A 24,850-nucleotide genomic window follows, 5' to 3' on the forward strand; every position below is an offset into this window, starting at 1 on the left:
ATACCCCTTGGCGCCTCGAAATCGATAAAATTATGAATCCGCTGAAAGCAGTTTCTCAAAGAGATTGATTGTGCAGTGAAGTTTTAACACGTCTTCCTTGGCACATTCCTCGGCATGGTCGAAATACCGATCGGTAAACAAACCTCATAACCAAAATTTTTAATAAAATACCGGCCGTTTACAAAGAAAATAGCAAAGGTGCGACTTTCAAAACTTGGCTGCTACCAAGCCAGAACTTGCGCCATCAAAGTTTCGATACCCGATTGGCACCGTTTTTCTTGAACGATTGACGTTTCAATGCTGGTTGTTCCTGACTATATCCGCAGGTTGAAACGATTTACGATTGGTGATTTGTGGAGATAATGCCGGTATAAACACACGACGGGATTGGCGACGATGTATCAGCAACCCTTGGAACAGGCGTTTTTGTGCTTCGCAAATAATAATGCCGCCAAAATAAGGGAAAAAGTTGCGCGCCAAAGGTTCATAGATTGCAGAAAAACCGCGTGCCAGTGCGCCACCGGATGGTGAAAAATAGAGTGCCTCACCGATATTGACCACGCTGAAATTGGTTTCATGCAATAACTGTAATAATTGTTGGCGACTATAAGGTTGGCCACTGCCAAAAGGCGTGTGGTCGTTGCGCGCCCAAAGACCGCGGCGATTGGGTATGACAATGAGAATCCGGCCATTCGGTGCCAGAACACGCCACATCTCGCTCAACATTTCACGCGCGTTTTCAGCAAATTCCAGAGAATGGATAAGAATAATCCTGTCGACTGCCGAATCCGGTAATGGCAAATCCTCTTCAAATACCAATGCTGTGGCAACTTTGTCTGCCGAAGGCCATACGCAGGCTCCCTGATGGGCCGGCATGAAAGCAAAGCATCTTTCAGCGCGGCCGCGTAAATATTCCAGATAGGGGGTTACATAGCCAAGCCCCAATACGCGTTCGCCCGCAACGTCAATAGTCTTGAAGTTGAGCTTGTTTGTAATGGTTGAAAAAACTTTTTCACCAAGTGGTGTTTGATAGAAGGATCTGAATGTCAGTATATCCAAATAAGGTCCTTACTCCGCTTATTGTATGGTCCACCTATTGTAACTCGACAGGTGCTGCGACAGATGACTGTGGCTGAACCGGCTGGTTTTGAACTTGAGGCTGCGACGGCTGTGCCTGCTGCACATTTCTGTCCCAACAACCGAGATTTTTCCCACGCAGATTATGAGCATCAATGTCAACGAGAGCACGCTGGTCGTCTTTCATCATATAGTAACGCGTTCTGGTTTTCACATTGATTTTTTGCCAACCGGCACATTCTGTCGGTAACTCGACTTTTTGTGTAGTAATTTTTTCCGTCCATGCTGTCGCTTGGGTTGCACATCCCGTAAGCATCAGGAAACATGGCAGAAATAATGTTTTTGCTGATATAAAACGATTCAAACTGCCCATGAATTTTAATCCGATCATTCGATGTTCACGTCATTCTCCGGAAAATGACAATAACAAACTCTGCCCCGATAACAAAAACAATCGTTAATTTAAGGTTAAAATCTGACAAAAGCATGAAAACATCAAAAACCCGTGAAACGCTTTTCAGTAACTCACAAACGTGACTACTCTTAAGGAACGAGTTTTCGCAAACGTACCGTCTACGTTTCGATATAACAGACAACCATTGAAAGGACGTCTCATGAAACATCGCGCTTTAGGAAATACAGGTTTCAACATCGTGCCACTCGTCTTTGGCGGCAACGTCTTCGGTTGGACACTCAATGAGAAACAGTCTTTTACCATGCTTGATGCAATTGCCGAAAGCGGACTTAATGCCATTGATACAGCCGACGCCTATTCGACCTGGGTTGAAGGAAATAAGGGGGGTGAGTCCGAAACCATTATCGGCAACTGGTTGAAACAAAATCCGTCAAAGCGGGATAAATTCTATATTTTTACCAAAGTTGGTTCGGATATGGGGGAACCAGGGCACAAAGGTCTTTCTGCCCGCTGGATTGAACAGGCGGTTGAAGATTCTCTTCGCCGTTTACACGTCGATTTTATAGATCTTTATCAATCGCATTGGTTTGACCCCGAAACCCCTTTTGAAGAAACACTGGAAGCCTATAGCAAATTGTTGAAAGCGGGAAAAATTCGCGCCATCGGTTGTTCCAATATAACGGCAGAACAGCTCGAACAAGCAATGACGGCGGCAAAAAATAACAATCTTCCAAGCTATCAGACTTTGCAACCCGAATATAACCTTTATGACCGGCAGTCCTTTGAAGGACCGCTTGCCGATACAGCGCAGAAATACGGTATGGGCGTTATAACCTATTACAGTCTGGCATCCGGTTTTCTTTCAGGAAAATATCGCTCGAAAGAAGACCTTGCGGGTCATAAGCGTGGTTCGCGTGTAGAAAAATATATGAACCCTCGCGGAATGCGGATTTTGGAAGCCCTTGATACAATTAGTGAAAAGCATAATGTGACACAGGCTGAAATTGCCCTTGCATGGCTTATAGCTAAACCGGCTGTTACTGCCCCTATTGCCAGTGCAACAAAGATTGACCAACTTTATAGCCTCGTCAAAGCGACCATGATCAATCTGAGCAAGAACGATATCGATACGCTCGATCAGGCAAGCAGTTATTAGAATTATCACTTCAAGAGCTGGAAAGAAGAGGAATTTTCATTGAAAAATGGACGACGCCCTTCTTTCCGACTTTATAAATTATTCCATAATAATCATTATTATTAGAATGTTTTTTTAATTCCTACCTATGAATGACATATTTTAGCTATATCATTCTATGATTTGGCTCTATCCTGATAATAAGCAAGCGGGAGCGGGAAAAACCGTTCTGCTTGAAAAAATTTCACGACAATCATTCAGGGAGACCGGTCATGGCGGATAAACATTCAGGGAAAAAAGGACGTGGCATCGTTTATAATTCTGTATTGGAGACGATCGGAAACACGCCACTTGTCCGCATCGACCATTTTGCCAAAAATAAAGGCGTAAAAGCCAACCTTTTGGCAAAACTTGAATTCTTCAATCCATTGGCAAGTGTCAAAGATCGTATCGGACTTGCTATGATCGAGGCACTTGAAAAACAGGGAAAAGCCCATCCCGGCAAAACTGTTCTAATCGAACCGACATCCGGCAATACCGGTATTGCACTTGCTTTTGTTGCAGCTGCCAAAGGTTACAAGCTGATTTTGACAATGCCGGAAACCATGTCAATCGAGCGACGCAAATTGTTGAAGTTTCTTGGTGCCGAACTGGTATTGACGGAAGGCGCTAAGGGAATGAAAGGTGCCATTGCCAAAGCCGAAGAGCTGGCTGCCGGAAATCCGGACGCTATTATTCCCCAACAGTTTGAAAATCCGGCGAATCCGGAAATCCACCGCCAGACAACAGCTGAAGAAATCTGGAATGATACTGATGGTAATGTCGACTTTCTGGTTGCCGGTTTTGGTACGGGCGGCACTATTACCGGAATTGGTGAAGTGATAAAAAAACGTAAACCCGATTTTAAAATCGTTGCGGTAGAGCCGAAAGATTCGCCGGTTTTATCGGGTGGACAACCCGGTCCACACAAAATCCAAGGTATCGGAGCGGGTTTCATACCGAAAATACTCAATACAAAAATCATCGACGAGATTGTAACTGTTTCAAATGACGATGCATTCAAGAATTCGCGGGATCTTGCCCATCTGGAAGGAATTCCGGTTGGCATTTCTGCCGGCGCTGCATTGACAGCTGCTGTCGAGGTTGGCAAGCGTCCGGAAAACAAAGGGAAAAACATCGTCATTATCATTCCCGATTTTGCTGAAAGATATTTGTCTACCCAGCTCTTTGACGGCCTTGATTGAGCCACACCGATCAAGCCTCAAGTGCAGCATTCAAGTTTAAACTTATTGGTAACGATCGGCCGGATAAAAATAATCCGGGCGAGATGTTACGACAGAATGGAAATGTTGGATTGGTTGTTTGCACTTTTCCCGAGCCAAAGGTGATGTGCATCAGCCGTTCGAAAAATGGTCCAATAAAAAAAGAACAATGGCTATACCCATCGAAGTTAGCCTGAACAAGTCGGACTTTTTCCGAAATCGTTACCGAAACCGGTTATTACTGGAGAAGCGACGTATTAAATGCGTCAAACAATATCCTTCTCCAGCTATAACCACGTTCGGGTAATTTATTGCTTATCATTGACCTTAAGCCAATCCTGCATTTGGCTTATTTCTTTCTGTTGGGCCGCAATAATCGTTTCAGCAAGCTTGCGTGCCTCCGGATCTTTTCCGTATTTCAATTCAACTTCTGCCATATCGACGGCACCCTGATGATGGGCAAGCATCATTTTAATAAAATCGACGTCTGCATTGCCGCTCATTTTGATAGACATGTTTTTCATCATGGATTCATTGACTTTATCCAAAGCTGATGAAGATGCTGATAAAGCTTGCGAGGCAGTCGAGGCTGCAGTTTTTGCCATATCTGTCACGTGACTGTTTTCACTTTGAGCTGCTGCATAGCAAATTGAAGCACAAGAGATACATAAGGCCACTACCAATTTCTTCATATTAAAAATCCTCTTGGTTATTTAAATTCTGTCTTTAAACATAGTTTAATTTAACAGATGGGCAAGCTGGATTGCCGATGAAAATATAAAACGACGTTCCGAACGACCTTCATCACAAAAGCAGATGAAGACCGAAAATGTAATGGAACAATTGAATTTTGAGGAATGAATGTTTTAAACATGAAGAAACAAGAATTTTTAAAATTCAGTGAATTGATTGATCTCGTCACGTCTTGAACAAAATTCCGACGTTTATGAATAAGTCTGGATTTTTATTGACTTCAATGCCTGAAAATGTTTTTTAGCTTTTCAAAATAAAATATTTCCGCTTAATTTGTTGGCTAACAGTTTCGCCAACTTTCCGGTTTTTGCGATATATAGTTTCCCAGTTAAAAACCCGTTTTAATACACACAATATGTCAGACTGTCATGCGTTCCGCATGAGGGGCAAAAATACTTTGCTCTCAAAGAAATTCTGCCCCCATGAAACCGCCTGAATTAGAGATAATTGAAACCATTGTAAAACGCCTGATCGCATGGCCTCTCTCTGTCTGAGGAGCCGGCATCAAGAGGTTCGTCAATCAAACTTCAACAAACGTTCAAGATAATCTTTTTCACTTTCAGGCAATGCGGATTGCCCCAATTTTTTCCGGATTTCATCAAGAATGCGACGGGCACGCTGCATATCGCTTTCTTGCGGAATTCCGTTCTTTTCCGACTGATGTCCTGCTGAGCCCAGTTTACGCCCGAGAGGATCTTTTGCAGCTGCGTCGCCATTTTCGTCTTTTTCGCCATTTTTCTTCATGGCCTGCTGCATTTCCTGCATCAGTTCCCCCGCCCCATTGCGCATCGCATCCAAAGCTTGCGACTGTTGATCGGCAGAGCCACCCGCATCCCCCTGCTGAAGCGACTGGCCCGATTTATTCATTTTATTTTCGGCATCTTTCAATCCGTCACCGGATTTCAAGCCTTTATCGGATAAGTCTTTGCCGAATTTTTTCAATTCCTGCTCAAGATCATCTTGCCGTCTTTTTAATCCATCAAGGTCTTTGCGGTATTCTTCGGGTGTTTTTTCCCCGCGCTCACGCTCATCTTCAAGTTTATGGGTGTCATTTAAAGTCTCTTGTTGCCTGCGCATCAAGTCGCCAAGCTTATCAAGCTGCTTTTGCATCTCCTCCATCTGGTTTCCGGCTTCTCCCGAACCGCCGTTCCCGCGATTGACCTGAAGATTATCCATGAGCTGTTCAAGTTCGTTTAAAAGCTGTTCAGCTGCACTGTGGTTTCCCAACTTGGCCATATCCTCAAGCTGTTCGAGTTTTCGGGCAAGTTCATCCGGTGAGAGATTTTGTGCCTTTTCAGAAGGCTTTTGGCCAAGGCCATCGTTTTGTTGCTGTTGGGCAAGTGCGGCAATATAATCATTCATTGCCTGACGCAAGGCGTCAGTCAGACGTTCGATTTCCTCAGGCGAAGCGCCATTTCTTAAAGCATCCCGCAGAGCTGCCGCGGCTGCCTTCAAGTTTTTTTCTGCCTGATTGACGTTGTCTCCCTCGATACCGATTGCTGTTTGCCACATAAAATCGGCAACATTTTTCAAATCTTCATCGGTTTCTGCCAGATGAAGTCGGGTCCAGATGCTACGCAATGCCAGATAATGGGAAAAATTGTTAATCGTATCTTCCGGCCGCAAAGTGAGAGCTGACAACATATCAAGTACATGATCGCGGGAAAGCGTATTAAGTGCCAATATCCGGCGTTGTTCAACCACTGCACGGGCAAGCGGATTGCCGAAATTTCTTTGCGGCAATGTCATCGTACGCGTTTCGCTTCTTCCCTGATGACCGGCGCCATCTTCTGCAACGAGTGTTAACCGCACTTCCGAACCTGCCCACGGATGGGTGCTGACATCCTGCACGGTGCGCGCATCACCTTTGCCGCCGCGCGGAATCATCAATTTGATTTCCGGTGCATCATAAAGTGGGTGACCGGTTTCCTTGATAGCCGATGTAGGCGTTATTTCCACGTAAGCTTTCTCTACCCCGTAATCATCATCAAGCGCATAATCGAGTTCCAGCGAACCATTGAGAATACGTCCCGGTTCCTTGGTAAGCCTGATAGTGGGCGCATGATCGGCAACAACATCAAAATGCCAGTTCTTTTCATAGTGGCGGGTTCTTAATGTCATATCTCCCGATGAAGAAAGAGTGGTCTCGAATGTCTTGCTATTGCTTCTGTGTGTTCCTTCGTCGAGAGCACCGATATTTACCATTTTTCGAGTTTTATTATCGCGCAATTTCAGTGTCGCATCTCCGCCGTCAACCAAACGGATAGTGACCTTGCTTCCTTCCGGAACCTTGGCGTTCAAAAGATTGCCTTCTGTCAGATAGATAGGCGCTTCGCCGGTATAAGGCGGCGGTGTTACCCATGCGTCCATTCGCATTTTCGACAAATTGACAGGTTGGGAAAAATCAAAAAGATCAGCAATCCTTCCGCCTGACGTGCCTGAAGAATAGGCAAACGCTGTTACCGTAAAAAGCACCACCAGCGCCCGCAATGCCAGCGGATCAATCCGCGTAATCCCTGTTTCCGGTGCGCCTGTTTTCAGGTTTTTAAGGGCACTTGCCATACGGCGCTGATGTTCGGCCCAAAGAGCTTTGGCAAAAGCATTATTGGCGTCATTGACCGGCGCATCATAAAGCGTTTCGAGAGGCTGGTTTTTCAGGCCGCTTGCCTGTTCAATCCGGTGGTCGATATCCTTTCGGGAAGGAAAATGAAAACCGGAAATAAAAAACAGCGAACCGATTGCTATAAAAAGCAGTGCCCAAAGTACAATCACATGCGGCCAATAGGAAAGGTAATTGAAAACACCAAACCACGTGAGCGACAACAAAATCAACAATACAAGAACGCATGTAATGATACGTGGCCACACGCGTTCAAATGTCAGAACACACCAGGCAACAGCTCTTGCTTTGGCAAGTGCTGCCAGTCGAAACCGGAAAGTGCGCTCATCGTTCAGCAAGGTTCAAGTTCTTCCCTTCGCATTAATTTGATTTATCATCGCAATAAAACAGCAAAGACAAAACCCTTTGCCAAAAATGTCTCGCCAATTTTAACTGAAAACCGGCGAGCCTGATATCAAGAATTTTCTACCCATTCAGGCACCCGATCAAGCCCGATCATTTCCTCATACGAAATACGCGGGCGAACGATATCAAAACGCTTGTCACACACCAAAACTTCGGGAACCAAAAGTCGTGTATTATAGGTGCTTGCCATAACTGCACCATAAGCTCCTGCACTGCAGACAGCCAGCAAGTCACCGGCTTTTGGTGAGGGAAGAAAGCGACCCAACCCCATGTAATCGCCCGTTTCGCAAACCGGACCAACAATATCGGCCTTCATTGGCACATCATTCTGCCTTGGCTCTTTTACCGGTACAATGTCGTGCCAGGCATCGTATAAAGTCGGGCGGATCAGATCGTTCATTGCCGCATCGACAATAACGAAATTTCTTCCTGCCCCATGTTTTATATAGATGACAGAGGTTACCAGAATACCGGCATTGCCGACGATATTACGCCCCGGCTCCATGATGATCTGGACATTGAGTGAAGCAAAATGTTTTTTGACAATATCTGCATATTCGGCCGGCGAAGGCGGGGGCATATTATCCTTGCGATAGACAATGCCAAGTCCACCACCGACATCGACATGACGGATATCATGCCCCTCATCCCGCAGAACATGGACAAAATCGGCAACAAGTGAAAAAGCATCGTCAAACGGCTGCAACTCGCAAATCTGGCTACCGATATGGACGTCAACTCCATGGACATCGAGACCCGGGAGTTTTGCTGCCCGTTCATAAACCTCACGTGCAACCGCAATAGGAATACCGAACTTGTTTTCCGACTTTCCGGTGGCAATTTTCTGATGTGTCTTGGCGTCGACATTGGGATTGATGCGCAAGGAAACACGTGCTTTTTTCCCCATTGCAACAGCGCGTGCGGATAACTGCTGTAATTCGGGTTCCGATTCGGCATTGAAACAGTGGATATCATGACCAAGGGCAAAATCGATTTCTTCAACGGTTTTCCCGACACCGGAATAGACTATCTTGTCGGCAGGAATACCCGCCTTGAGTGCGCGACGCAGTTCCCCGCCCGACACGACGTCACCACCTGCTCCTTTTTTTGCAAGCAAGTTCAAAACCGCCTGATTGGAATTGGCTTTCAGCGCAAAGGCAACAAGCGCATTGGTGTCGGCAAACGCATGGCGATACTGTTCAAACTGTTGCTGAATGGCTGTAGCCGAATAGCAATAAAAAGGTGTTGCTAATTTTTTCGCTATATCGGCAATCGCTACATCTTCTGCATGTAGAAAGCCGTTACGATATTGGAATGGCTGCAATTAATGCCTCTGTTTAATCAAGCGATCGAGGATAAACGGCTTATCGACCTTGGGTTTTTGAACCATGTTACCGTTTGCATCTTCAACCATTGTGGATGGTGGCGGTTCAAGCGGACCTTTGCGTCCGCAACCGGCCAAGGCCACGCCACAGATTGTGACAATCATCAAACCGGCCAGAGTTTTTTTCATGATCGCGTCTCTTTCCAAAAAGCTTGTCCCATTTAAAAATAGCAAGCGTTACGCTCTTTCCGAACTATTTTAAATCTATTCCCATTCAATCTATTCTTTGTGTAGCGTTCAAATTCAGGCTTTGGCAAGGCGTTTTTTCCAATAGTCGATTTGGCGACGCACTTCTTGCGGAGCGGTACCACCATAACTTTTGCGACTTTGAACAGACTTTTCAACGCTTAAGACATCAAAAACGTCTTCCGTGATATCCGGATAAACAGTCTTCAAATCTTCCAAAGTCAGATCGGAAAGATTACATTTTTTCTTTTCAGCCAAAGCCACTGCGTGACCGGTGATATGGTGGGCTTCACGAAATGGCAGACCCAATTTTCTAACAAGCCAGTCAGCAAGATCGGTTGCAGTCGAATAACCGGAACCGGCAGCTTTTTTCATAACGTCGCGATTGACCTCAAGATCGCCAATCATACCTGCCATTGCGGCGAGCGATAATTCGAGCGACTGGGCAGCATCAAAAACCTGCTCTTTGTCTTCCTGCATATCTTTTGAATAGGCAAGCGGCAAACCTTTCATAATGGTCAATAAAGCAATCAGTGATCCGTTAATCCGTCCGGTCTTTGCACGAACAAGTTCTGCCGCATCCGGATTTTTCTTTTGCGGCATAATGGATGAACCGGTCGAAAAAGAATCAGGCAAATGGATAAAGTTGAATTGTGCCGTTGACCAGATAACAATCTCTTCGGCAAGACGCGAAAGATGGATTGCGCAAATAGCTGTTGCACTTAAAAATTCCAGCGCGAAATCACGATCGGACACACTGTCGATCGAATTTCTTGTTGGCTCCCTGAAACCCAAAGCCTTTGCTGTCATGAAACGATCAGTGGGAAAGCTTGTACCGGCAAGGGCGGCTGCCCCCAAAGGCGATTCGTTCATCCTTTCACGTGCATCATGCATACGCGACAAATCGCGACCGAACATTTCGACATAGGCCATTAAATGGTGACCAAGAGTAATCGGCTGGGCAACCTGCAAATGCGTAAAGCCCGGCATAAGTGTTTCAACTTCCTGATCGGCGCGATCGAGCAATGTTTCAATCAGATGTCTGATTGACTGTATTGTCTTGTCGGTTTCTTCCCTGACCCAGAGCCGAAAATCCAAAGCGACCTGGTCGTTTCTCGAGCGGGCAGTGTGGAGTCTTCCTGCGGCCGGACCAATCAGTTCGGCAAGGCGGGCTTCAATATTCATATGAATATCTTCAAGCTTGCGCGAAAAGACAAATTTGCCGCTCTCGATTTCGGCAAGAATGGTTTTCAAGCCTTTTTCGATCTCGTCATAATCGGCCGCCGATATAATGCCTTGCGCAGCCAACATAGCGGCGTGTGCCGACGAACCTTTAATATCTTCTTTATAAAGTTTTTTATCAAAGCCGATCGAAGCGTTGATCTCTTCCATGATGGCTGCCGGACCCGAGGCAAAACGGCCGCCCCACATCTGGTTGCTTGATCCATTGTTCTTCATATATGTTAGCCCCCATCGAAAGGACGAAAAAATGGTTGCAAGAATTCTCGAAAAAGCAAAATTTTCCGGTAAAATCCGGAAAATAATTGCCACTACTACACTTGGTGCACTGAGCATATACGCGATAATGATGGGGTCTGACAACCAAGTTTACTCTTTTCCTTCGCTGATTTCTGTTGCCCATGCCGACGCGGCATCTTCCTGCACCGTCAAACCTGAAAAAATCGACAAGCTCAAACAAGCGGCAAATGGTTTTTTCAAGAATATGCGTTTTGCAGACGAACCTTATGATGTAGCCAAACTCAACTTCAAGGATGAAGCGGGCAAAGATCATACATTGGCAGAATTTTCCGGCAAAACCCTGCTTGTCAACCTGTGGGCCAGCTGGTGTGTACCCTGCCGCAGCGAAATGCCTGAACTTGCCAATCTCAAACGTTCCCTCGGCAATGACGCATTCGATGTCATGGCTATCAACATTGATAAAACAGCTACCGACGAAAAAGTGAAAGACTTTTTGAAAAGCATCAAAGCAGATAATATTGTTTTCTATCGCGACCAATCCATGGATGTTTTTAACGAAGTGCGCAAACAGGGTCTCGCTATGGGACTTCCCATCACCATGTTGATTGATAAAAATGGATGTTTGCTCGCTTCCTATAACGGTTCGGCACCATGGAGCAATGCCGATTCGAAAAAACTGATGAAAGCTGCAATGGAAGTCGATAAAAAAGACTGATCATCCGCTTTCTATTCTCGAAAATACTTAAAAAAATAATCAGGATATGAAATTGACCGGTTGCAAACCGGTCAAAGCCGTTTTTTGGTAAAATCGGATTCATAGCCTTGACGTTTTTTTCGTTGCACGGCGAGATCGATTGCCCCAAGAAATGCCGAACGGTCACGTCCGGAAAACGGGCGTGGACCGCCTGTTACGACACCGCTTTCCCGCAAATTTTCAAACAAATTGCGGGTAGCCAATGCCGCACCGATTGAGGCTGCATCAAAGAGCCTGCCGGAAGGCGAAATAGCAACCGCCCCCTTTTTGACCACACGATCGGCAAGTGGCACATCATTGGTAACAACAATACTGGCCTCATCGGCTTTTTCTGCAATCCAGTCGTCTGCCTTGTTGAGCCCTTGATCGACAATAACAGCCTCAAGAAAATCCTCGTTCGGTATTCTCATGAAGCTGTTCGAGACAATAAAGGTTTTGATATGATAGCGTTCGGCTACCCGATAGGCTTCAGCTTTGACAGGACAGGCATCGCCATCAAGAAACAACTTTATAATCGTTTTGTCTGTCATCGTTTTGCTGTTTCAGCCCTTCTTCTTTTTCCTTGTTCTGTTCTATTGCGCGCACCAATTGGCCAGGCTGTTGCTGGCGGTTACGATAAAACATAATGGCTGCGTTGATTTCTCCACCGAGAATAAAAATGGCACTTAACATATAGAGGAAAATGATTGCCACCATAATCGAGGCGAGCCCTGCATAAGTGGAAACATAATTGGCAAATGTTGCCAGATATTGTGCAAATAACATCGAGGCTAAAACCCAAACCACCATAGTTACGCCAATGCCGGGCAAAATATCAGCCAATTTCCGTTTTCCGGCAGGAAGCCATTTATGGGCAATCAACAAGCTGACCAAAAGGACTACAACTGCAATGGCATAACGCCAGAAGCGGATTGTGCCAACATATTGTCCGATAACCGGATAATCATGTTGAAGAATATTGATAACAAGTGGCGCCAGCACCAGAAGAACACTGATAACCATCAATCCTATCGTACCGACAATGACAAAAAACAGGCTTTGAAACCGGCAGAAAAACAGGCTGCGCCTATCGACCACGCGATAAGCACGATTAAGCGCGGTTCGCAATGCTTCTACGCCGTTTGAAGCAAAATAGGCAGTTCCGATAACCGAAATGGTCAACAAACCACCGCGCTGAATGGTCATGACATTGACAACTTCCTTGACAATTGGTCCGGCAATTGCATCAGGCAGCATTTTCAAAAGCGCATTGACGCTTTGCTGGGTATAGGCACGTGCCCCGATAAAACTTGCAAGTGATGTTGCAAAAATCAGGAAAGGAAACAGCGCCATCAAACCGGACAAAGCTATATGACTGGCAAAAGCGCTGCCAGAATCACGGAAATAGTGGCTGACAGCGTTATATAAAATGCGCCAACAAAAGCGTAAGGGTCTCGGCTTCAAATCAATGTCTTTCCCGTTAATCAATCTCAATACATGAGGCTGACCGCACAGATTATCTGTATAAAATTATTTTAATTGAGAACGCAATCTAAACAAGCGCTACAACAGCTATTTCAGTGTTTTCCTGTCATTTGATAATGTTACTCAACTTTAATGGAATTTGCCACAAGCCAATCTATCTATATTTTTAAATGAGACAGACGATTTCTCGAGGAGTCCAAAATGGTCAAAATCAATAAAATCTATACGCGTACTGGTGATGATGGAACAACAGGTCTTGTTAATGGCCCGCGGCGCTCGAAAGCCGATTTACGCGTTGATGCTTATGGCTCGATTGATGAAACCAATGCAACAATCGGACTTGCCCGTCTCGAAACAGTCAGCGATCTCGACAAGATGCTTGAAGAAATACAAAATGATCTGTTCGATCTCGGAGCCGATCTTGCAACCCCGCAAGAAAGCGAAAATAAAACAGATTTGCGTGTTCTTTCCACCCAGACGAAACGGCTTGAGGATGAAATCGACAGGTTGAATGAAAAACTCTCGCCCTTGAAATCCTTCGTTTTACCAGGCGGGTCCAAAGCATCCGCCTATCTACATCTGGCCCGCACTGTCGCAAGACGTACCGAACGGACTATTGTTGCATTGAGCGAACAGGAAAATGTCAGCAAAGATGTTCTGGGCTATATCAACCGGCTTTCGGATTTTCTGTTTGTTGCTGCCCGTTATGCTAATGATTGTGGTAAAAATGATGTATTATGGGTGCCGGGAAAGAATCGCTAGAGGAGGAACCAGCGCATGATAAAGACGGTCGCTATCGTCGGAGCAGGGCAAATGGGTGGAGGAATTGTCCAAACTGTTGCGACTGCCGGTTTTAAGGTTCTTCTTTACGATATTTCGGCCGAACAGGTTGAACATGCCATCTCGACGATCAAATCAAATCTTGCCCATCTCGTTAAAGCCGGAAAAATGAGTGAACAACACCGGCTTCAAACAATTGAAAAGCTTTCAACCCGATTGACTATCGACGAGTTGAAAAATGCCGATCTTATCATTGAAGCTGCAAGCGAAGATGAAAATATCAAAAGGGATATTTTTATCAGTCTATGCGAAAATCTTGCGCCTGCAACCATTCTGGCCACCAACACCTCGACCATTTCGATTACCCGTCTTGCTGCAACCACAAACCGGCCGGAAAAATTCATTGGCACGCATTTTATGAATCCGGTACCACAAATGAAGCTTGTTGAAGTGGTGCGCGGCATCGCGACCAGCGAAGAAACCTATTCGACGATTTGCGATTTTGTCACTTCTATCGGCAAAACTTATACCGTTACTGAAGACTTTCCTGCCTTCATCGTCAATCGTGTCTTGGTGCCGATGATTAACGAGGCGATCTACGCTCTTTATGAAGGCGTAGGGGATGTCAATGCAATTGATACTGCTATGAAACTCGGTGCCAATCATCCGATGGGGCCATTGGAACTTGCCGATTTTATTGGACTCGATGTCTGCCTTGCGATTATGCATGTTTTGCATCAGGGATTGTCAGACTCGAAATATCGTCCTTGCCCCTTATTGATAAAATATGTCGAAGCAGGCTGGTTGGGGCGCAAAAGTGGCCGCGGCTTTTACGACTATAGCGGTGAAACACCAGTCCCCACACGTTGAGTTTTCTTGAAAAGCGAGAAGGCATAAAGCGCTATCAAAAATTAAACGCGACAAAATAACGGCTTTGAACGTCAGAAATCTCGCAACTCGTAATGCAAAAGAGACCCTTGCCCCCCTGGAAAAGAGTTAAAGCCGCTCTTTTCCGGTTTCCGGACAAAATTCTTCAATGACCCGTTCATGAAAAACAAAAAGACTCGTCTAAAAAGCCTTTACCAACGGGTTTTCAATCCTGCATTTTTTTGAAAGCAAAAAGATATTCCACTTCGGGAAACTAATGACCGGAAAAGCTGATGACTTTTGAAAGTTAGCTTAACCGCAAAAAACATGGTCACTTTTAAAACCGGCTAGCGACAAAACATAGGTCACTGAACTCAAGCGTTTTCAAGTCATAAAGTTTGGCAAGATGCGTCGAATCGAGTGCCGTAAATTGGCATCCAAACCGCTTTTTTCAAAGGTCAAAGGCTCGCTATAAAAGACTTAGTTACGCAATTTTTCAGGAATAATGCGATCGGGTGGACGATGGTGATCGATAAAAGCTCTGATATTGATGATGACTTTTTCCCCCATATCAATCCGGCTTTCCACCGTCGCCGATGCCATGTGCGGCAGAAGCACCACCTTGCCTTGCCGCGCCAATTTGGCAAGCGACGGACTGAAATTCGGTTCTTTTTCGAAGACATCAAGGCCTGCGCCGGCAAGTTTGCCATTTTCTATCTGGTGGGCGAGGGCATTTTCATCAATAATTTCACCACGAGCCGTGTTAACGACGTAGGCTGTTTCCTGCATCAAAGCAAGGCGTTCGGCTGAAAGGAGATGGTAGGTGTTCTCGGTAAGCGGGCAATTGATTGAAAGAATGTCAATCGTCTTCAACATATCATCAAGATCGGCCCAATAGGTCGCGTCCAGCTGTTCTTCAATTTTTTCGCTAACGCGGGCGCGATTATGATAGTGGATCGAAAGACCGAATGCTTTGGCGCGGCGCGCAACTGCTGTTCCAATGCGACCGAGACCGATAATACCGAGTTTCCTTCCATAGATACGCCGTCCCAACATCCAGTCCGGCGACCAACCCGGCCAGATTCCGCTTTCATTGAGTACATCGGCACCCTCGACAAGACGGCGCGGCACTGCCAATATCAGTGCCATTGCCATATCGGCTGTATCTTCTGTTTGAACATTCGGGGTGTTGGTCACTAGGATGCCACGACCGGTCGCCGCCTTGATGTCGATATTATCGGTACCATTGCCAAAATTGGCAATCATCCTGAGATTATCTCCTGCCTGATCAATAAGGTCCTTGTCGATGATATCGGAAATTGTCGGCACAAGAACATCCGCACGTTTTACCGCATCGACCAGTTCCTGTCGTGACATCGGCCGATCTTGTTTGACAACCTCGGTATTAAAAAGCTCGCACATGCGTCTTTCAACCTGTTCCGGAAGCTTGCGTGTCAAAATGACCAACGGTAATTTTTTCCCCTGCATAGAAAACCTCGAAATATTTCCGCTATTTTTTGCGATTATTGAGACCTCTTTAACCAGCACTATGGCATAGGATCATCAGGCTGTCATGAGTCTGGTCTGCTTATAGCAGAAAAGAATCCAATGAACACAAGAGAAGAGAGGCACACACGGTGGACAGTTTCAGCAAATTCCGTTTTTCGAACCTTGGAAAAATGTTTTGCTTTGCAAGCATTTGTTCGGTTCTGACGGGTTTGTCTTTACTATTTTTTCCCGCTTCCAGCTTTGCAGAAGAAGCGGCTCAGGAAGCTTCCCAAAATGTGGGGCCTAGCGGTTTGCCATTGCCGCGTTTTGTTTCCATCAAACCGGCGCGGGTTAATGTGCGCGTTGGTCCCGGACGTAATTATACGGTTGTGTTCTCTTATCAAAAACAGGGTCTACCCGTAGAAATTACGCAGGAATATGACCAGTGGCGCAAAATTCGCGACTCGGATGGTGATGAAGGTTGGGTCTACCAGTCCCTTTTGTCAGGCCATCGCACAGCAATGATAACACCTTGGCAAAAAGACAAATCCAAGCTTGCCCCCATGCGTCGGGAACCAAGCGAAAATGCACCACTTGCTGCCGAACTCGAACCCGGCGTCATCGCCTCAATTCATAAATGTGACGGTAAATGGTGCGAACTCGATGTCAACCATACACGTGGCTATGTAGCACAGGATCAACTTTGGGGTGCCTATCCCGGCGAGACCGTCAAGAACTGATGCCCCGGCACTTAATTAACAGCTTTTAAATTACTACCGTCGAAATCGTCCGGTTTTTATGTCCATCTATATTCACAATGTTTCGGGAAATCGGTTTAACGTTCACAATTTTTGGAAAAAATTGTCCCGCCTTTTCGGGATACGGCTTTTGAAACATACACACATTTTTTCCTAAAACCGTTTCACACTTTTTGGGATGTAGCTTTTAAGTGCACGCACATCTTGTCCAAAAACCGTTTCACACTTTTTGGGATGTGCGTGTGCATCCCCCCGCCTTCAGCTAACTTTCACCACCAGATCATCCAGCCCGTCAATATGGCCTACCAATTCATCACCTTTTTGCACCGGCCCCACGCCAGCCGGCGTTCCCGTCATGATAATATCACCTGCCTGCAGCACAAATAATTGCGACAAATAAGCAATCATTTCAGGAATTTTCCAGATCATCTCGTTCAAATTGCCCGACTGGCAGCATTTGCCGTTCACCGAAAGGGTAATCGAACCTTCATTCATGTCTTTGGTTTCAGATTTTTCAGTCAAAGGAGAACATGGGGCTGAATGTTCAAAAGCCTTTGCCGTTTCCCATGAACGCCCCGCTTTTTTAAGTTCTGCCTGTAAATCACGTCGCGTCATATCAAGGCCGACAGCAAAACCGAACACGCAATCCTGCGCCTCTTGCGTTGTCAAGTTTTGTCCTCCTTTTTGAAGAGCAACAACAAGCTCTATCTCATGTTCGACATCATGACTTTTCGGGGGGTAGGGGAAAACACCATCAAACACCAGATTATCAGGATTTTTCTGGAAAAAGAACGGTGCTTCCTTTGACGGATCATGCCCCATTTCTATCGCATGATTTGCATAATTACGACCAACGCAATAAATCCTGTGAACCGGAAAAACTTTATTACTCCCTTTAATCGGGATGCCGACAATTGCGGGTGGCGTAAATATGAAATCACTCATTTCTTTGTCCTCTTATTAAAAGAAACTATGCGGAACGGAAAAATCCGGATGACCGGCCTTAATGAAAACTTCAATATAAAGTTTTAAACCGGTTTTCCCGGCTAAAATTTGTTGCAATCGTTAATTTTACAGTCAGTCCTCGACTAATTTTGGAGTCTACATTCACTTGACTTCAGTAACCAGCAGCCGGACTGCAAAAGCTGTGAAAATTCCGGCCATTAAATAATCAAGTATTCTTACAAAATGCGGGTTTTCCTTTAAGGCTTTGGCAAATTTGTCAGCCGCCAATACCATTGAAACGGTGAAAGGAAGGGATATCGGAATGAAAGAAGCTCCGAGAAAAAATATCTTTTCAGGCGCATGCGGGTCGAGCGCATCCACAAATTGCGGTAAAAAGGTCAAATTGAAGAGAAGAACTTTTGGATTTAACAAATTGATCGCAAGACCGGTAAGGTAATTCCGTTTTACACTGAGTTTTTTCTGCTTTTTCCCGTCGACAAAAAAATTCGACCGGTTCAAAAGCGCTTGTAGCGCAAGCCATAAGAGATAGACCGAACCGGCCACTTTGAGGATAAAAAACGCTGTTGGCGAGGCTATTATCAATGCCGAGAGGCCGACAGAGACCGCAAAAACCTGAATTAGAATACCTGTTGTGCAACCGGCAATGCAGGCAAGACCTGCCGCTTTTCCCTGCGATATGGCGCGGCCGACAAAAAGCGCCATATCGGGCCCCGGAATGAGCGTTAAAATGATTGCTGCACCGGCAAATTCCAAAAACACATGGGCGTCTGGCAAGAAAGACATGATAATGATCTCTCGTTAATCATCTTTGTCTTATTGTTTTATCAAACCATTTCAATCTGTTTTTATAAGTTTTATGTAAGAAAAAATTTTTGATTGCTTGCATGGTTGCTATCTCCTGATAAAACAGCTCATATCAATTCAATAGGGTCAATCAATTGGGGCCATTAATTATCGGACAGAAAAAATGGAAAAGTGGAAAGACGTTAAAAAAGTTGTACTGGCCTATTCAGGCGGCCTTGATACTTCAATCATATTGAAATGGCTGCAAACCGAACTCGGTGCTGAAGTCATCACCTTTACGGCCGATCTGGGGCAGGGCGAAGAGCTTGAGCCGGCACGCCGCAAAGCCGAAATGCTTGGTGCCAAACAGATTTTTATGGAAGACCTGCGCGAAGAATTTGTTCGCGATTTCGTCTTTCCGATGTTTCGCGCCAATGCGGTTTATGAAGGTGTCTACCTTCTTGGAACTTCGATTGCCCGCCCGCTCATTTCAAAACATCTGATTGAAATTGCCAAAAAAACCGGTGCCGATGCAATTGCCCATGGCGCGACCGGTAAAGGCAACGATCAGGTTCGTTTCGAACTTTCAGCTTATGCTTTGAACCCCGATATCAAGATCATTGCGCCATGGCGTGACTGGAATTTCAAGAGCCGTACAGAACTTCTGGATTTTGCCCAGAAACACCAGATTCCTGTGACCAAAGATAAACAAGGCGAAGCACCGTTTTCGGTCGACGCGAATTTGCTACACTCTTCTTCAGAAGGCAAAGTATTGGAAGATCCGTCACTTCCTGCTCCCGAATATGTGCATTTGCGTACTGTCTCGCCTGAAACGGCACCCGACAAACCGACCATTATCACCATCGGCTTCAAGAAAGGCGACGCTGTTTCAATCAACGGTAAAGAAATGTCGCCGGCAACATTGCTGACCGAACTCAATAAATATGGTCATGATAATGGAATTGGTCGTGTCGATCTGGTTGAAAACCGCTTTGTCGGCATGAAATCACGCGGCGTCTATGAAACTCCCGGTGGTACAATCCTGCTTGCAGCCCACCGTGCTATTGAATCCATCACGCTTGACCGCGGTGCAGCACATTTAAAAGACGAGCTAATGCCGCGTTATGCCGAGTTGATTTACAACGGTTTCTGGTTCTCTCCCGAACGCAAAATGCTACAGGCAGCAATCGATCTGTCGCAAGAAAATGTTGAAGGGGAAGTCAAGCTGAAACTCTACAAGGGTAATGTCATTATTCAGGGGCGCAAGAGTGACAAATCGCTCTATTCAAGTTCTCTTGTAACTTTCGAGGACGACCACGGTGCCTATGACCAGAAAGATGCTGCCGGATTCATCAAATTGAATGCTTTGCGTCTTCGCACCCTTGCTGCACGCGACCGCAAATAAGCATTTTTATTTATGATTTTACCAAAGCTCCGGAATGAATTTTCCGGAGCTTTTTATTGTCGTTTTGTCGCCTGCATAATTTCAGCCATGATTCATGAAATACGCTTTGAAAAACAACCAACAAGCCAATAATCAAGCAGTTTTCATGAACTTCCGCCCATGTGTAACAAGCCAAAATAAGTGCGGATGGATTGTTTTTTTCCTTATGCAGGCCTAAATCTACAAAAGAACTAAATTGGAAAGGCTTCTCGGATGGCACAAAATCTTGGTAGCGTTGATCGCATTATCCGTATCATTATCGGTATTGTTCTACTTTCTCTTATTTTCTTTCTTGATAGCGGCGCACGCTGGTTTGGCTTGATCGGCCTTATTCCACTTATCACCGCAATTATCGGTTTTTGCCCGCTTTACAAGATATTCGGCCTATCAAGCTGCCCATTGAAACACTGAGATTTCTTTAAATAAGCAAGATTGGACCGGAAACTTCTCACCCTCAACGGGTCTCATGTTCCAAAAGAGCGGGCATTTGGTCAAGGCTCGGATAAGTAATCAACATCATTCCGGCAATAAAGCTTAACGCGAAAATAAGTGTTGCAACGATGATACCTGTTGCACCATTCATGAATGCCGGCGTGCCAAGCGGGTTCCGGCTGATCTTTTTTTCTTCTCTGTCTTCCGGATTATCATCAAGCGTGACAATGAATAAACCGAGATTGAGAAGCGGTATAACCAGAAGCCAGGCAGCGCCTTTTTTCCCGAATCCGTCACGCGCGCGGGACACAGAAAGATACATCGTAAGATAGCCGAACAGGAAAGGCGCCACGGCTGCGAATAAAGCCATAAATACCGGTGGCAATGCACCGTTCAATCTGAACAATACCAAATTGATTGCATAACTTAACAAAACATAGCCCAAGAAAGCACATGCAAACATAAAAAGATAAGGAATACGATAAAGCGTTTTGGGGCTGATATTGGTAAAATAGGCAAGCACAGCACCAAACAGGAAAGCAAGCACGAGTCCTTGCAAAGAAAGAACGAATCCTTGAATAGAAAAAACGTAGCTCAACATTTCTATCACTTCTTTCTTCTGTGATACTTTGTGAAATAATCAAACTCTGCCGGATTTACGTGGCTTTCAAATTCCTGTTCAATTGAAGAAGCGCCTTGCTTCTTGAAAAACCAGAATGCGAGAAAGGCATATCTGCACTATTCCACGCAATTTTCCCACATAAAAAATTTGCCTGAACAAAGAGGTTGTAACCATAAAACTTATTATGGTTACAAAACATAATCGTCTTACGCTTTAAAAATCAATAAATGCTTTTGCGTTGCTCCTGATATTAATGACGATCGACCGAAACGCCATTTTTATCAATTGTCATTTCGACGCCGGATGGTTTTTGCTGTTGTTTCTGTTGGTAAGTTTTATAACCCAAGCCCGCAACAACAACGATAAGCACGCCGATAATAAGAAAAAGGAAATTCCGATTCATAAAATTGCTCCCTACTCAAAGTAATAGGGAGCAATATGGAGCAATAATTTCCATTTCAAGTGCAGCATAATTCGGTTTTCAATTCAGAATAACCTGAATAACACTTTCATTGAAGCTTCTTTTAATGTGCTTCGTCCCAATTTTTAGCAGCGCGCGCATCGACTTTAAGAGGCACAGATAAGGACAGAGCTGGCATAGTCGCATTCTCCATCACATTTTTTACAAGAGCGGTGGTTTTTTCAACTTCGTTTTCAGGCAATTCGAAAATCAGTTCATCATGAACCTGCAATAACATTTTAGCCGACAAGCCGGCTTCCTTCAGCGCGTCATCCATTTTTATCATCGCACGGCGGATAATATCGGCGGCGGCCCCCTGAATTGGTGCGTTGATTGCAGCTCTCTCGTTGAAAGCCCGCACTTGTGCGCTTTTGGAATTGATATCCGGATAATGTGCACGCCGTCCGAAAATTGTCTCTACAAAACCATGCTCGTGCGCAAAAGCTTTGGTCTTTTCCATATAATCTTTAATGCCCGGAAAACGTTCGAAATAGGTGCGGATATATTGGGCTGCCTCCTCGCGCGGAATCGATAATTGGTTGGCAAGTCCGAAGGCGGAAATGCCATAGATAATGCCGAAATTGATCGCTTTGGCACGGCGGCGAACTTCCGGTGGCATACCCTCGATCGGCACACCGAACATTTCCGATGCCGTCATTGCATGAATATCAAGGCCGTCTGCAAATGCTTTTTTCAAAGCTTTGATATCGGCGACATGGGCAAGAACACGCAGCTCAATCTGACTGTAATCGGCAGACAGTAGCAAATTTCCGGGACCGGCTATAAAAGCCGCACGGATTTTTCTTCCCTCCGGTGTGCGAACCGGAATATTTTGCAAATTCGGGTCTGACGAGGCAAGTCGCCCGGTTGACGTTGCAGCCATTGAATAATTCGTATGAACGCGCCCCGTATTAGGTAAAATATAATTCGGAAGTGCATCGGTATAAGTCGATTTCAATTTTGTGAGCTGGCGCCAATCAACAATCTTGCGGGGTAATTCATGCCCCTCTGCTGCCAGATCTTCAAGAACCTGAGCCGATGTTGACCATTGGCCGGTTTTGGTTTTCGAGCCTCCGGGCAAACCCATTTTGCCGAATAAAATTTCTCCCAGTTGCTTGGGCGACCCGATATTGAATTTTTCTCCGGCAAGTTGATAGATTTCATCTTCCAAAGCGGCTGCCGATTGGGCAAGCTCACCGGATAATCGTGACAATAATTGCCGGTCAACCAGAACGCCGCGTTCTTCCATGCGGGCAAGAACGGTCACCAAAGGCCGCTCCAGACGCTCATAAACGCGGGTAACACCGCGGGCGACAATTTGTGGTTTTAAAACCCGCCAAAGTCGCAATGTAACATCCGCATCCTCGGCTGCATACTGCGTTGCCCGCTTCAAATCGACGGCAGCAAAACCGGTTGCCGTTTTTCCACTTCCGGCAACCTCTTTGAATGTAATCGGCTTGTGCCCCAACCAGCGCTCGGAAAGTGCGTCCATTCCATGGGTCAATGTTCCTGCATCCAGAACATAGGAAAGCAACATCGTATCGTCGAATGACCGTATTGTGATATGATACTGTCGCATCACCAGCCAATCATATTTCATATTTTGCGCAATTTTAAGAATCGCGGGATTTTCCAATACCGGTTTCAATAAAGCGACCGCTTTTTGTGTATCAATTTGTCCCTTAAGGCGGCCGCCACCCAATAAATCATTGCCACCATCGACATGATTAAGTGGCACATAGGCCGCTTCACCGGGATTAAGACCAATAGAAAAGCCGACAAGTTCCGCTTGCATCGGGTCAAGCGAGGTCGTTTCGGTATCGAATGCAAAGAACCCTTGCCCCTTTGCCCGGTCGAGCCATTGTTTCAGTTCGGCTTCGTCCGTTATCGTGTGATAAGCGGTCGTATCTATTTTTTCTGTGAGTGCTTCTTTTTTACGTTTTTCTGCCAGAAGCTGCGGGGTGTTTTCCGCTTGTGAATCATCAGAATCACTTTCTTGTTCTTGTCGAGCATTACCACCAACTTCCGGCGCTCCGCCAACATCGGAACCTTCCTCAAGATCCGGTCCATGGGCACTTTTGCCCCATTCGACATCAAGCTCCACCGGCTCGATCAAAGCCGCATCACAATTGGTCGCTTCTGCAACACGACGCGTCAAAGAATTGAATTCCATTGCCTTTAAAAAGCCGATAAGGCGCGGTCCATCAGTTGGTTCCAACAGGAGACCGTCAAGACCGATTTCAAGCGGAACATCGGTTTTTAATGTTACAAGCTGACGCGCCAATCTCGCCTGATCGGCAAACTCGATAATATTTTCACGACGTTTTTTTTGTTTGATATCGCCGGCATGAGCCAACAGCGTATCGAGATCACCAAATTCTCCAAGGAGCTGTGCTGCCGTTTTCGGGCCAATACCCGGCACACCGGGGACATTATCGGTGGAATCACCGGTAAGCGATTGCAAATCAATCATCTTTTCAGGTGGAACGCCCCATTTTTCAATAACTTCCGCAATGCCGATCGGGCGGTCTTTCATACCATCATACATCCCGACCTGTTGATTGACGAGTTGCATGAGATCCTTGTCGGAAGAAATGATTGTCGTTTTCGCACCGCTTCGGGTGGCCGCAGAAGCATAGGTTGCAATAATATCATCTGCCTCATAACCCTCTTTTTCAATGCATGGCAGATTGAAAGCGCGGGTAGCCTGCCTGATAAGGCTGAATTGGGGAATAAGATCATCAGGTGGGGTAGGGCGGTTTGCTTTATATTCGGGATATATCTTTTTACGAAATGTTTCCGACGAATAATCAAAAATCACAGCAAAATGCGTGGGCACGACGCCAACTGCAGTATCACGCGCATCGCACAACAATTTCCAGAGCATATTGCAAAAACCGGCCAGTGCGCCAACCGGTAAACCGTCTTTTTTTCGTGTTAATGGCGGCAAAGCGTGATAGGCGCGAAAAATATAACTTGAACCGTCAACGAGAAAAAGGTGATCATTTTTTTGCATCGTCAATCCTGACATCGAATTTTGAAAACATTATATAAGTTAAAAAGCACATTGAACACGAAAAGCCCATCAGCAAACAATAGAAAATGTGGTGCGAGCAAAATTTATCGTTAGGCTCTTATAGGTTCTTTTCACGCATTTGTTACAAAATGTTAATATAGTTGCCCTTGAAAAGCCATTTTTAAATTCTTTTATATGATCTATCGACACTGCGTCGATATGTCCGGTGTTCCGGCTTTGTCCCCCGCCGTTTACCGGATACAACAGTCTACTTTCCCTCTCCGGACTGTTGAGTGAGTG

The 24,850-nt window shown here is 45.5% G+C and carries 23 protein-coding genes; 8 read left to right on the forward strand and 15 right to left on the reverse strand.

Annotation, left to right across the window (positions count from 1 at the left end):
- Positions 1 to 294 precede the first annotated feature (294 nt).
- Positions 295 to 1,059: a class I SAM-dependent methyltransferase gene (locus PEB0122_RS01910; protein WP_075869519.1), complete on the reverse strand. Its 765-nt coding sequence runs from the start codon at positions 1,057 to 1,059 to the stop codon at positions 295 to 297.
- A 34-nt stretch (positions 1,060 to 1,093) separates the two neighbouring features.
- Positions 1,094 to 1,450 (reverse strand): hypothetical protein, encoded by a 357-nt coding sequence (locus PEB0122_RS01915; protein WP_225867778.1) that lies wholly within the window; start codon positions 1,448 to 1,450, stop codon positions 1,094 to 1,096.
- 241 nt (positions 1,451 to 1,691) lie between these two features.
- Between PEB0122_RS01915 and PEB0122_RS01920 the strand changes: the two genes are divergently transcribed.
- Positions 1,692 to 2,648, forward strand: coding sequence for an aldo/keto reductase (locus tag PEB0122_RS01920; protein WP_075915353.1), 957 nt, complete (start codon positions 1,692 to 1,694; stop codon positions 2,646 to 2,648).
- Positions 2,649 to 2,899: 251 nt separating this feature from the next.
- The gene (cysK, locus tag PEB0122_RS01925) at positions 2,900 to 3,871 is read left to right on the forward strand and encodes a cysteine synthase A (protein WP_075915354.1); all 972 of its coding nucleotides are present in this window, start codon (positions 2,900 to 2,902) and stop codon (positions 3,869 to 3,871) included.
- A 326-nt stretch (positions 3,872 to 4,197) separates the two neighbouring features.
- Here cysK and copM read toward each other — a convergent pair whose 3' ends face one another.
- From copM to argH, 5 genes are all read right to left on the reverse strand, one after another.
- Entirely contained in the window at positions 4,198 to 4,581 is a 384-nt protein-coding gene (copM, locus tag PEB0122_RS01935; RefSeq protein ID WP_083639752.1) for a CopM family metallochaperone, read from the reverse strand.
- Positions 4,582 to 5,158: 577 nt separating this feature from the next.
- A complete protein-coding gene (locus PEB0122_RS01940) occupies positions 5,159 to 7,600 on the reverse strand; it encodes a TIGR02302 family protein (protein WP_225867779.1) in 2,442 nt (813 codons plus the stop codon).
- A 116-nt stretch (positions 7,601 to 7,716) separates the two neighbouring features.
- Positions 7,717 to 8,991, reverse strand: a complete 1,275-nt coding sequence (lysA, locus tag PEB0122_RS01945) for a diaminopimelate decarboxylase (protein WP_075869514.1) — start codon at positions 8,989 to 8,991, stop codon at positions 7,717 to 7,719.
- Entirely contained in the window at positions 8,992 to 9,180 is a 189-nt protein-coding gene (lptM, locus tag PEB0122_RS01950) for an LPS translocon maturation chaperone LptM (RefSeq protein ID WP_075869513.1), read from the reverse strand.
- A gap of 114 nt (positions 9,181 to 9,294) precedes the next feature.
- Positions 9,295 to 10,695: an argininosuccinate lyase gene (gene argH / locus PEB0122_RS01955; protein ID WP_075869512.1), complete on the reverse strand. Its 1,401-nt coding sequence runs from the start codon at positions 10,693 to 10,695 to the stop codon at positions 9,295 to 9,297.
- A 31-nt stretch (positions 10,696 to 10,726) separates the two neighbouring features.
- On the opposite strand from argH, the gene PEB0122_RS01960 reads away from it, so the two are divergent.
- On the forward strand, positions 10,727 to 11,431 hold the full coding sequence (locus tag PEB0122_RS01960) for a TlpA disulfide reductase family protein (RefSeq protein WP_075869511.1): 705 nt from the start codon (positions 10,727 to 10,729) through the stop codon (positions 11,429 to 11,431).
- 71 nt (positions 11,432 to 11,502) lie between these two features.
- On the opposite strand, the gene PEB0122_RS01965 is transcribed toward PEB0122_RS01960, so the two are convergent.
- On the reverse strand, positions 11,503 to 12,000 hold the full coding sequence (locus PEB0122_RS01965) for a YaiI/YqxD family protein (RefSeq protein WP_075869510.1): 498 nt from the start codon (positions 11,998 to 12,000) through the stop codon (positions 11,503 to 11,505).
- Positions 11,966 to 12,913: a YihY/virulence factor BrkB family protein gene (locus tag PEB0122_RS01970; RefSeq protein WP_075869918.1), complete on the reverse strand. Its 948-nt coding sequence runs from the start codon at positions 12,911 to 12,913 to the stop codon at positions 11,966 to 11,968. The genes PEB0122_RS01965 and PEB0122_RS01970 overlap by 35 nt, the downstream gene beginning before the upstream one ends.
- A gap of 222 nt (positions 12,914 to 13,135) precedes the next feature.
- On the opposite strand from PEB0122_RS01970, the gene PEB0122_RS01975 reads away from it, so the two are divergent.
- Together PEB0122_RS01975 and PEB0122_RS01980 are read left to right on the forward strand one after the other, a co-directional pair.
- Positions 13,136 to 13,696, forward strand: a complete 561-nt coding sequence (locus PEB0122_RS01975) for a cob(I)yrinic acid a,c-diamide adenosyltransferase (protein WP_075869509.1) — start codon at positions 13,136 to 13,138, stop codon at positions 13,694 to 13,696.
- A 15-nt stretch (positions 13,697 to 13,711) separates the two neighbouring features.
- The gene (locus tag PEB0122_RS01980) at positions 13,712 to 14,584 is read left to right on the forward strand and encodes a 3-hydroxybutyryl-CoA dehydrogenase (RefSeq protein ID WP_075915356.1); all 873 of its coding nucleotides are present in this window, start codon (positions 13,712 to 13,714) and stop codon (positions 14,582 to 14,584) included.
- 477 nt (positions 14,585 to 15,061) lie between these two features.
- Here PEB0122_RS01980 and PEB0122_RS01985 read toward each other — a convergent pair whose 3' ends face one another.
- Positions 15,062 to 16,069 (reverse strand): 2-hydroxyacid dehydrogenase, encoded by a 1,008-nt coding sequence (locus PEB0122_RS01985; protein WP_075915357.1) that lies wholly within the window; start codon positions 16,067 to 16,069, stop codon positions 15,062 to 15,064.
- A 191-nt stretch (positions 16,070 to 16,260) separates the two neighbouring features.
- On the opposite strand from PEB0122_RS01985, the gene PEB0122_RS01990 reads away from it, so the two are divergent.
- Positions 16,261 to 16,809: an SH3 domain-containing protein gene (locus PEB0122_RS01990; protein ID WP_075869506.1), complete on the forward strand. Its 549-nt coding sequence runs from the start codon at positions 16,261 to 16,263 to the stop codon at positions 16,807 to 16,809.
- A gap of 276 nt (positions 16,810 to 17,085) precedes the next feature.
- Here the strand turns inward: PEB0122_RS01990 and PEB0122_RS01995 are convergent, their stop codons facing one another.
- On the reverse strand, positions 17,086 to 17,772 hold the full coding sequence (locus tag PEB0122_RS01995; protein WP_075869505.1) for a fumarylacetoacetate hydrolase family protein: 687 nt from the start codon (positions 17,770 to 17,772) through the stop codon (positions 17,086 to 17,088).
- A gap of 162 nt (positions 17,773 to 17,934) precedes the next feature.
- A complete protein-coding gene (locus PEB0122_RS02000; protein WP_075869504.1) occupies positions 17,935 to 18,576 on the reverse strand; it encodes a LysE family translocator in 642 nt (213 codons plus the stop codon).
- A 184-nt stretch (positions 18,577 to 18,760) separates the two neighbouring features.
- Between PEB0122_RS02000 and PEB0122_RS02005 the strand changes: the two genes are divergently transcribed.
- Together PEB0122_RS02005 and PEB0122_RS02010 are read left to right on the forward strand one after the other, a co-directional pair.
- The gene (locus PEB0122_RS02005) at positions 18,761 to 19,981 is read left to right on the forward strand and encodes an argininosuccinate synthase (RefSeq protein WP_075869503.1); all 1,221 of its coding nucleotides are present in this window, start codon (positions 18,761 to 18,763) and stop codon (positions 19,979 to 19,981) included.
- A gap of 252 nt (positions 19,982 to 20,233) precedes the next feature.
- The gene (locus PEB0122_RS02010; protein WP_075869502.1) at positions 20,234 to 20,431 is read left to right on the forward strand and encodes a YgaP family membrane protein; all 198 of its coding nucleotides are present in this window, start codon (positions 20,234 to 20,236) and stop codon (positions 20,429 to 20,431) included.
- Positions 20,432 to 20,474: 43 nt separating this feature from the next.
- Here PEB0122_RS02010 and PEB0122_RS02015 read toward each other — a convergent pair whose 3' ends face one another.
- The 3 genes from PEB0122_RS02015 to polA all read right to left on the reverse strand — a co-directional run bounded on the left by PEB0122_RS02015 (position 20,475) and on the right by polA (position 24,565).
- Positions 20,475 to 21,053, reverse strand: coding sequence for a hypothetical protein (locus PEB0122_RS02015; protein ID WP_075869501.1), 579 nt, complete (start codon positions 21,051 to 21,053; stop codon positions 20,475 to 20,477).
- 271 nt (positions 21,054 to 21,324) lie between these two features.
- Positions 21,325 to 21,477, reverse strand: a complete 153-nt coding sequence (locus tag PEB0122_RS11785) for a hypothetical protein (protein WP_178391763.1) — start codon at positions 21,475 to 21,477, stop codon at positions 21,325 to 21,327.
- A gap of 121 nt (positions 21,478 to 21,598) precedes the next feature.
- Entirely contained in the window at positions 21,599 to 24,565 is a 2,967-nt protein-coding gene (gene polA, locus PEB0122_RS02020) for a DNA polymerase I (protein ID WP_404801495.1), read from the reverse strand.
- Between the last annotated feature and the right edge of the window lie 285 nt (positions 24,566 to 24,850).

This window comes from Ditibartonella apis (assembly GCF_001952075.1).
Classification (GTDB): Bacteria; Pseudomonadota; Alphaproteobacteria; order Rhizobiales; family Rhizobiaceae; genus Bartonella; species Bartonella apis.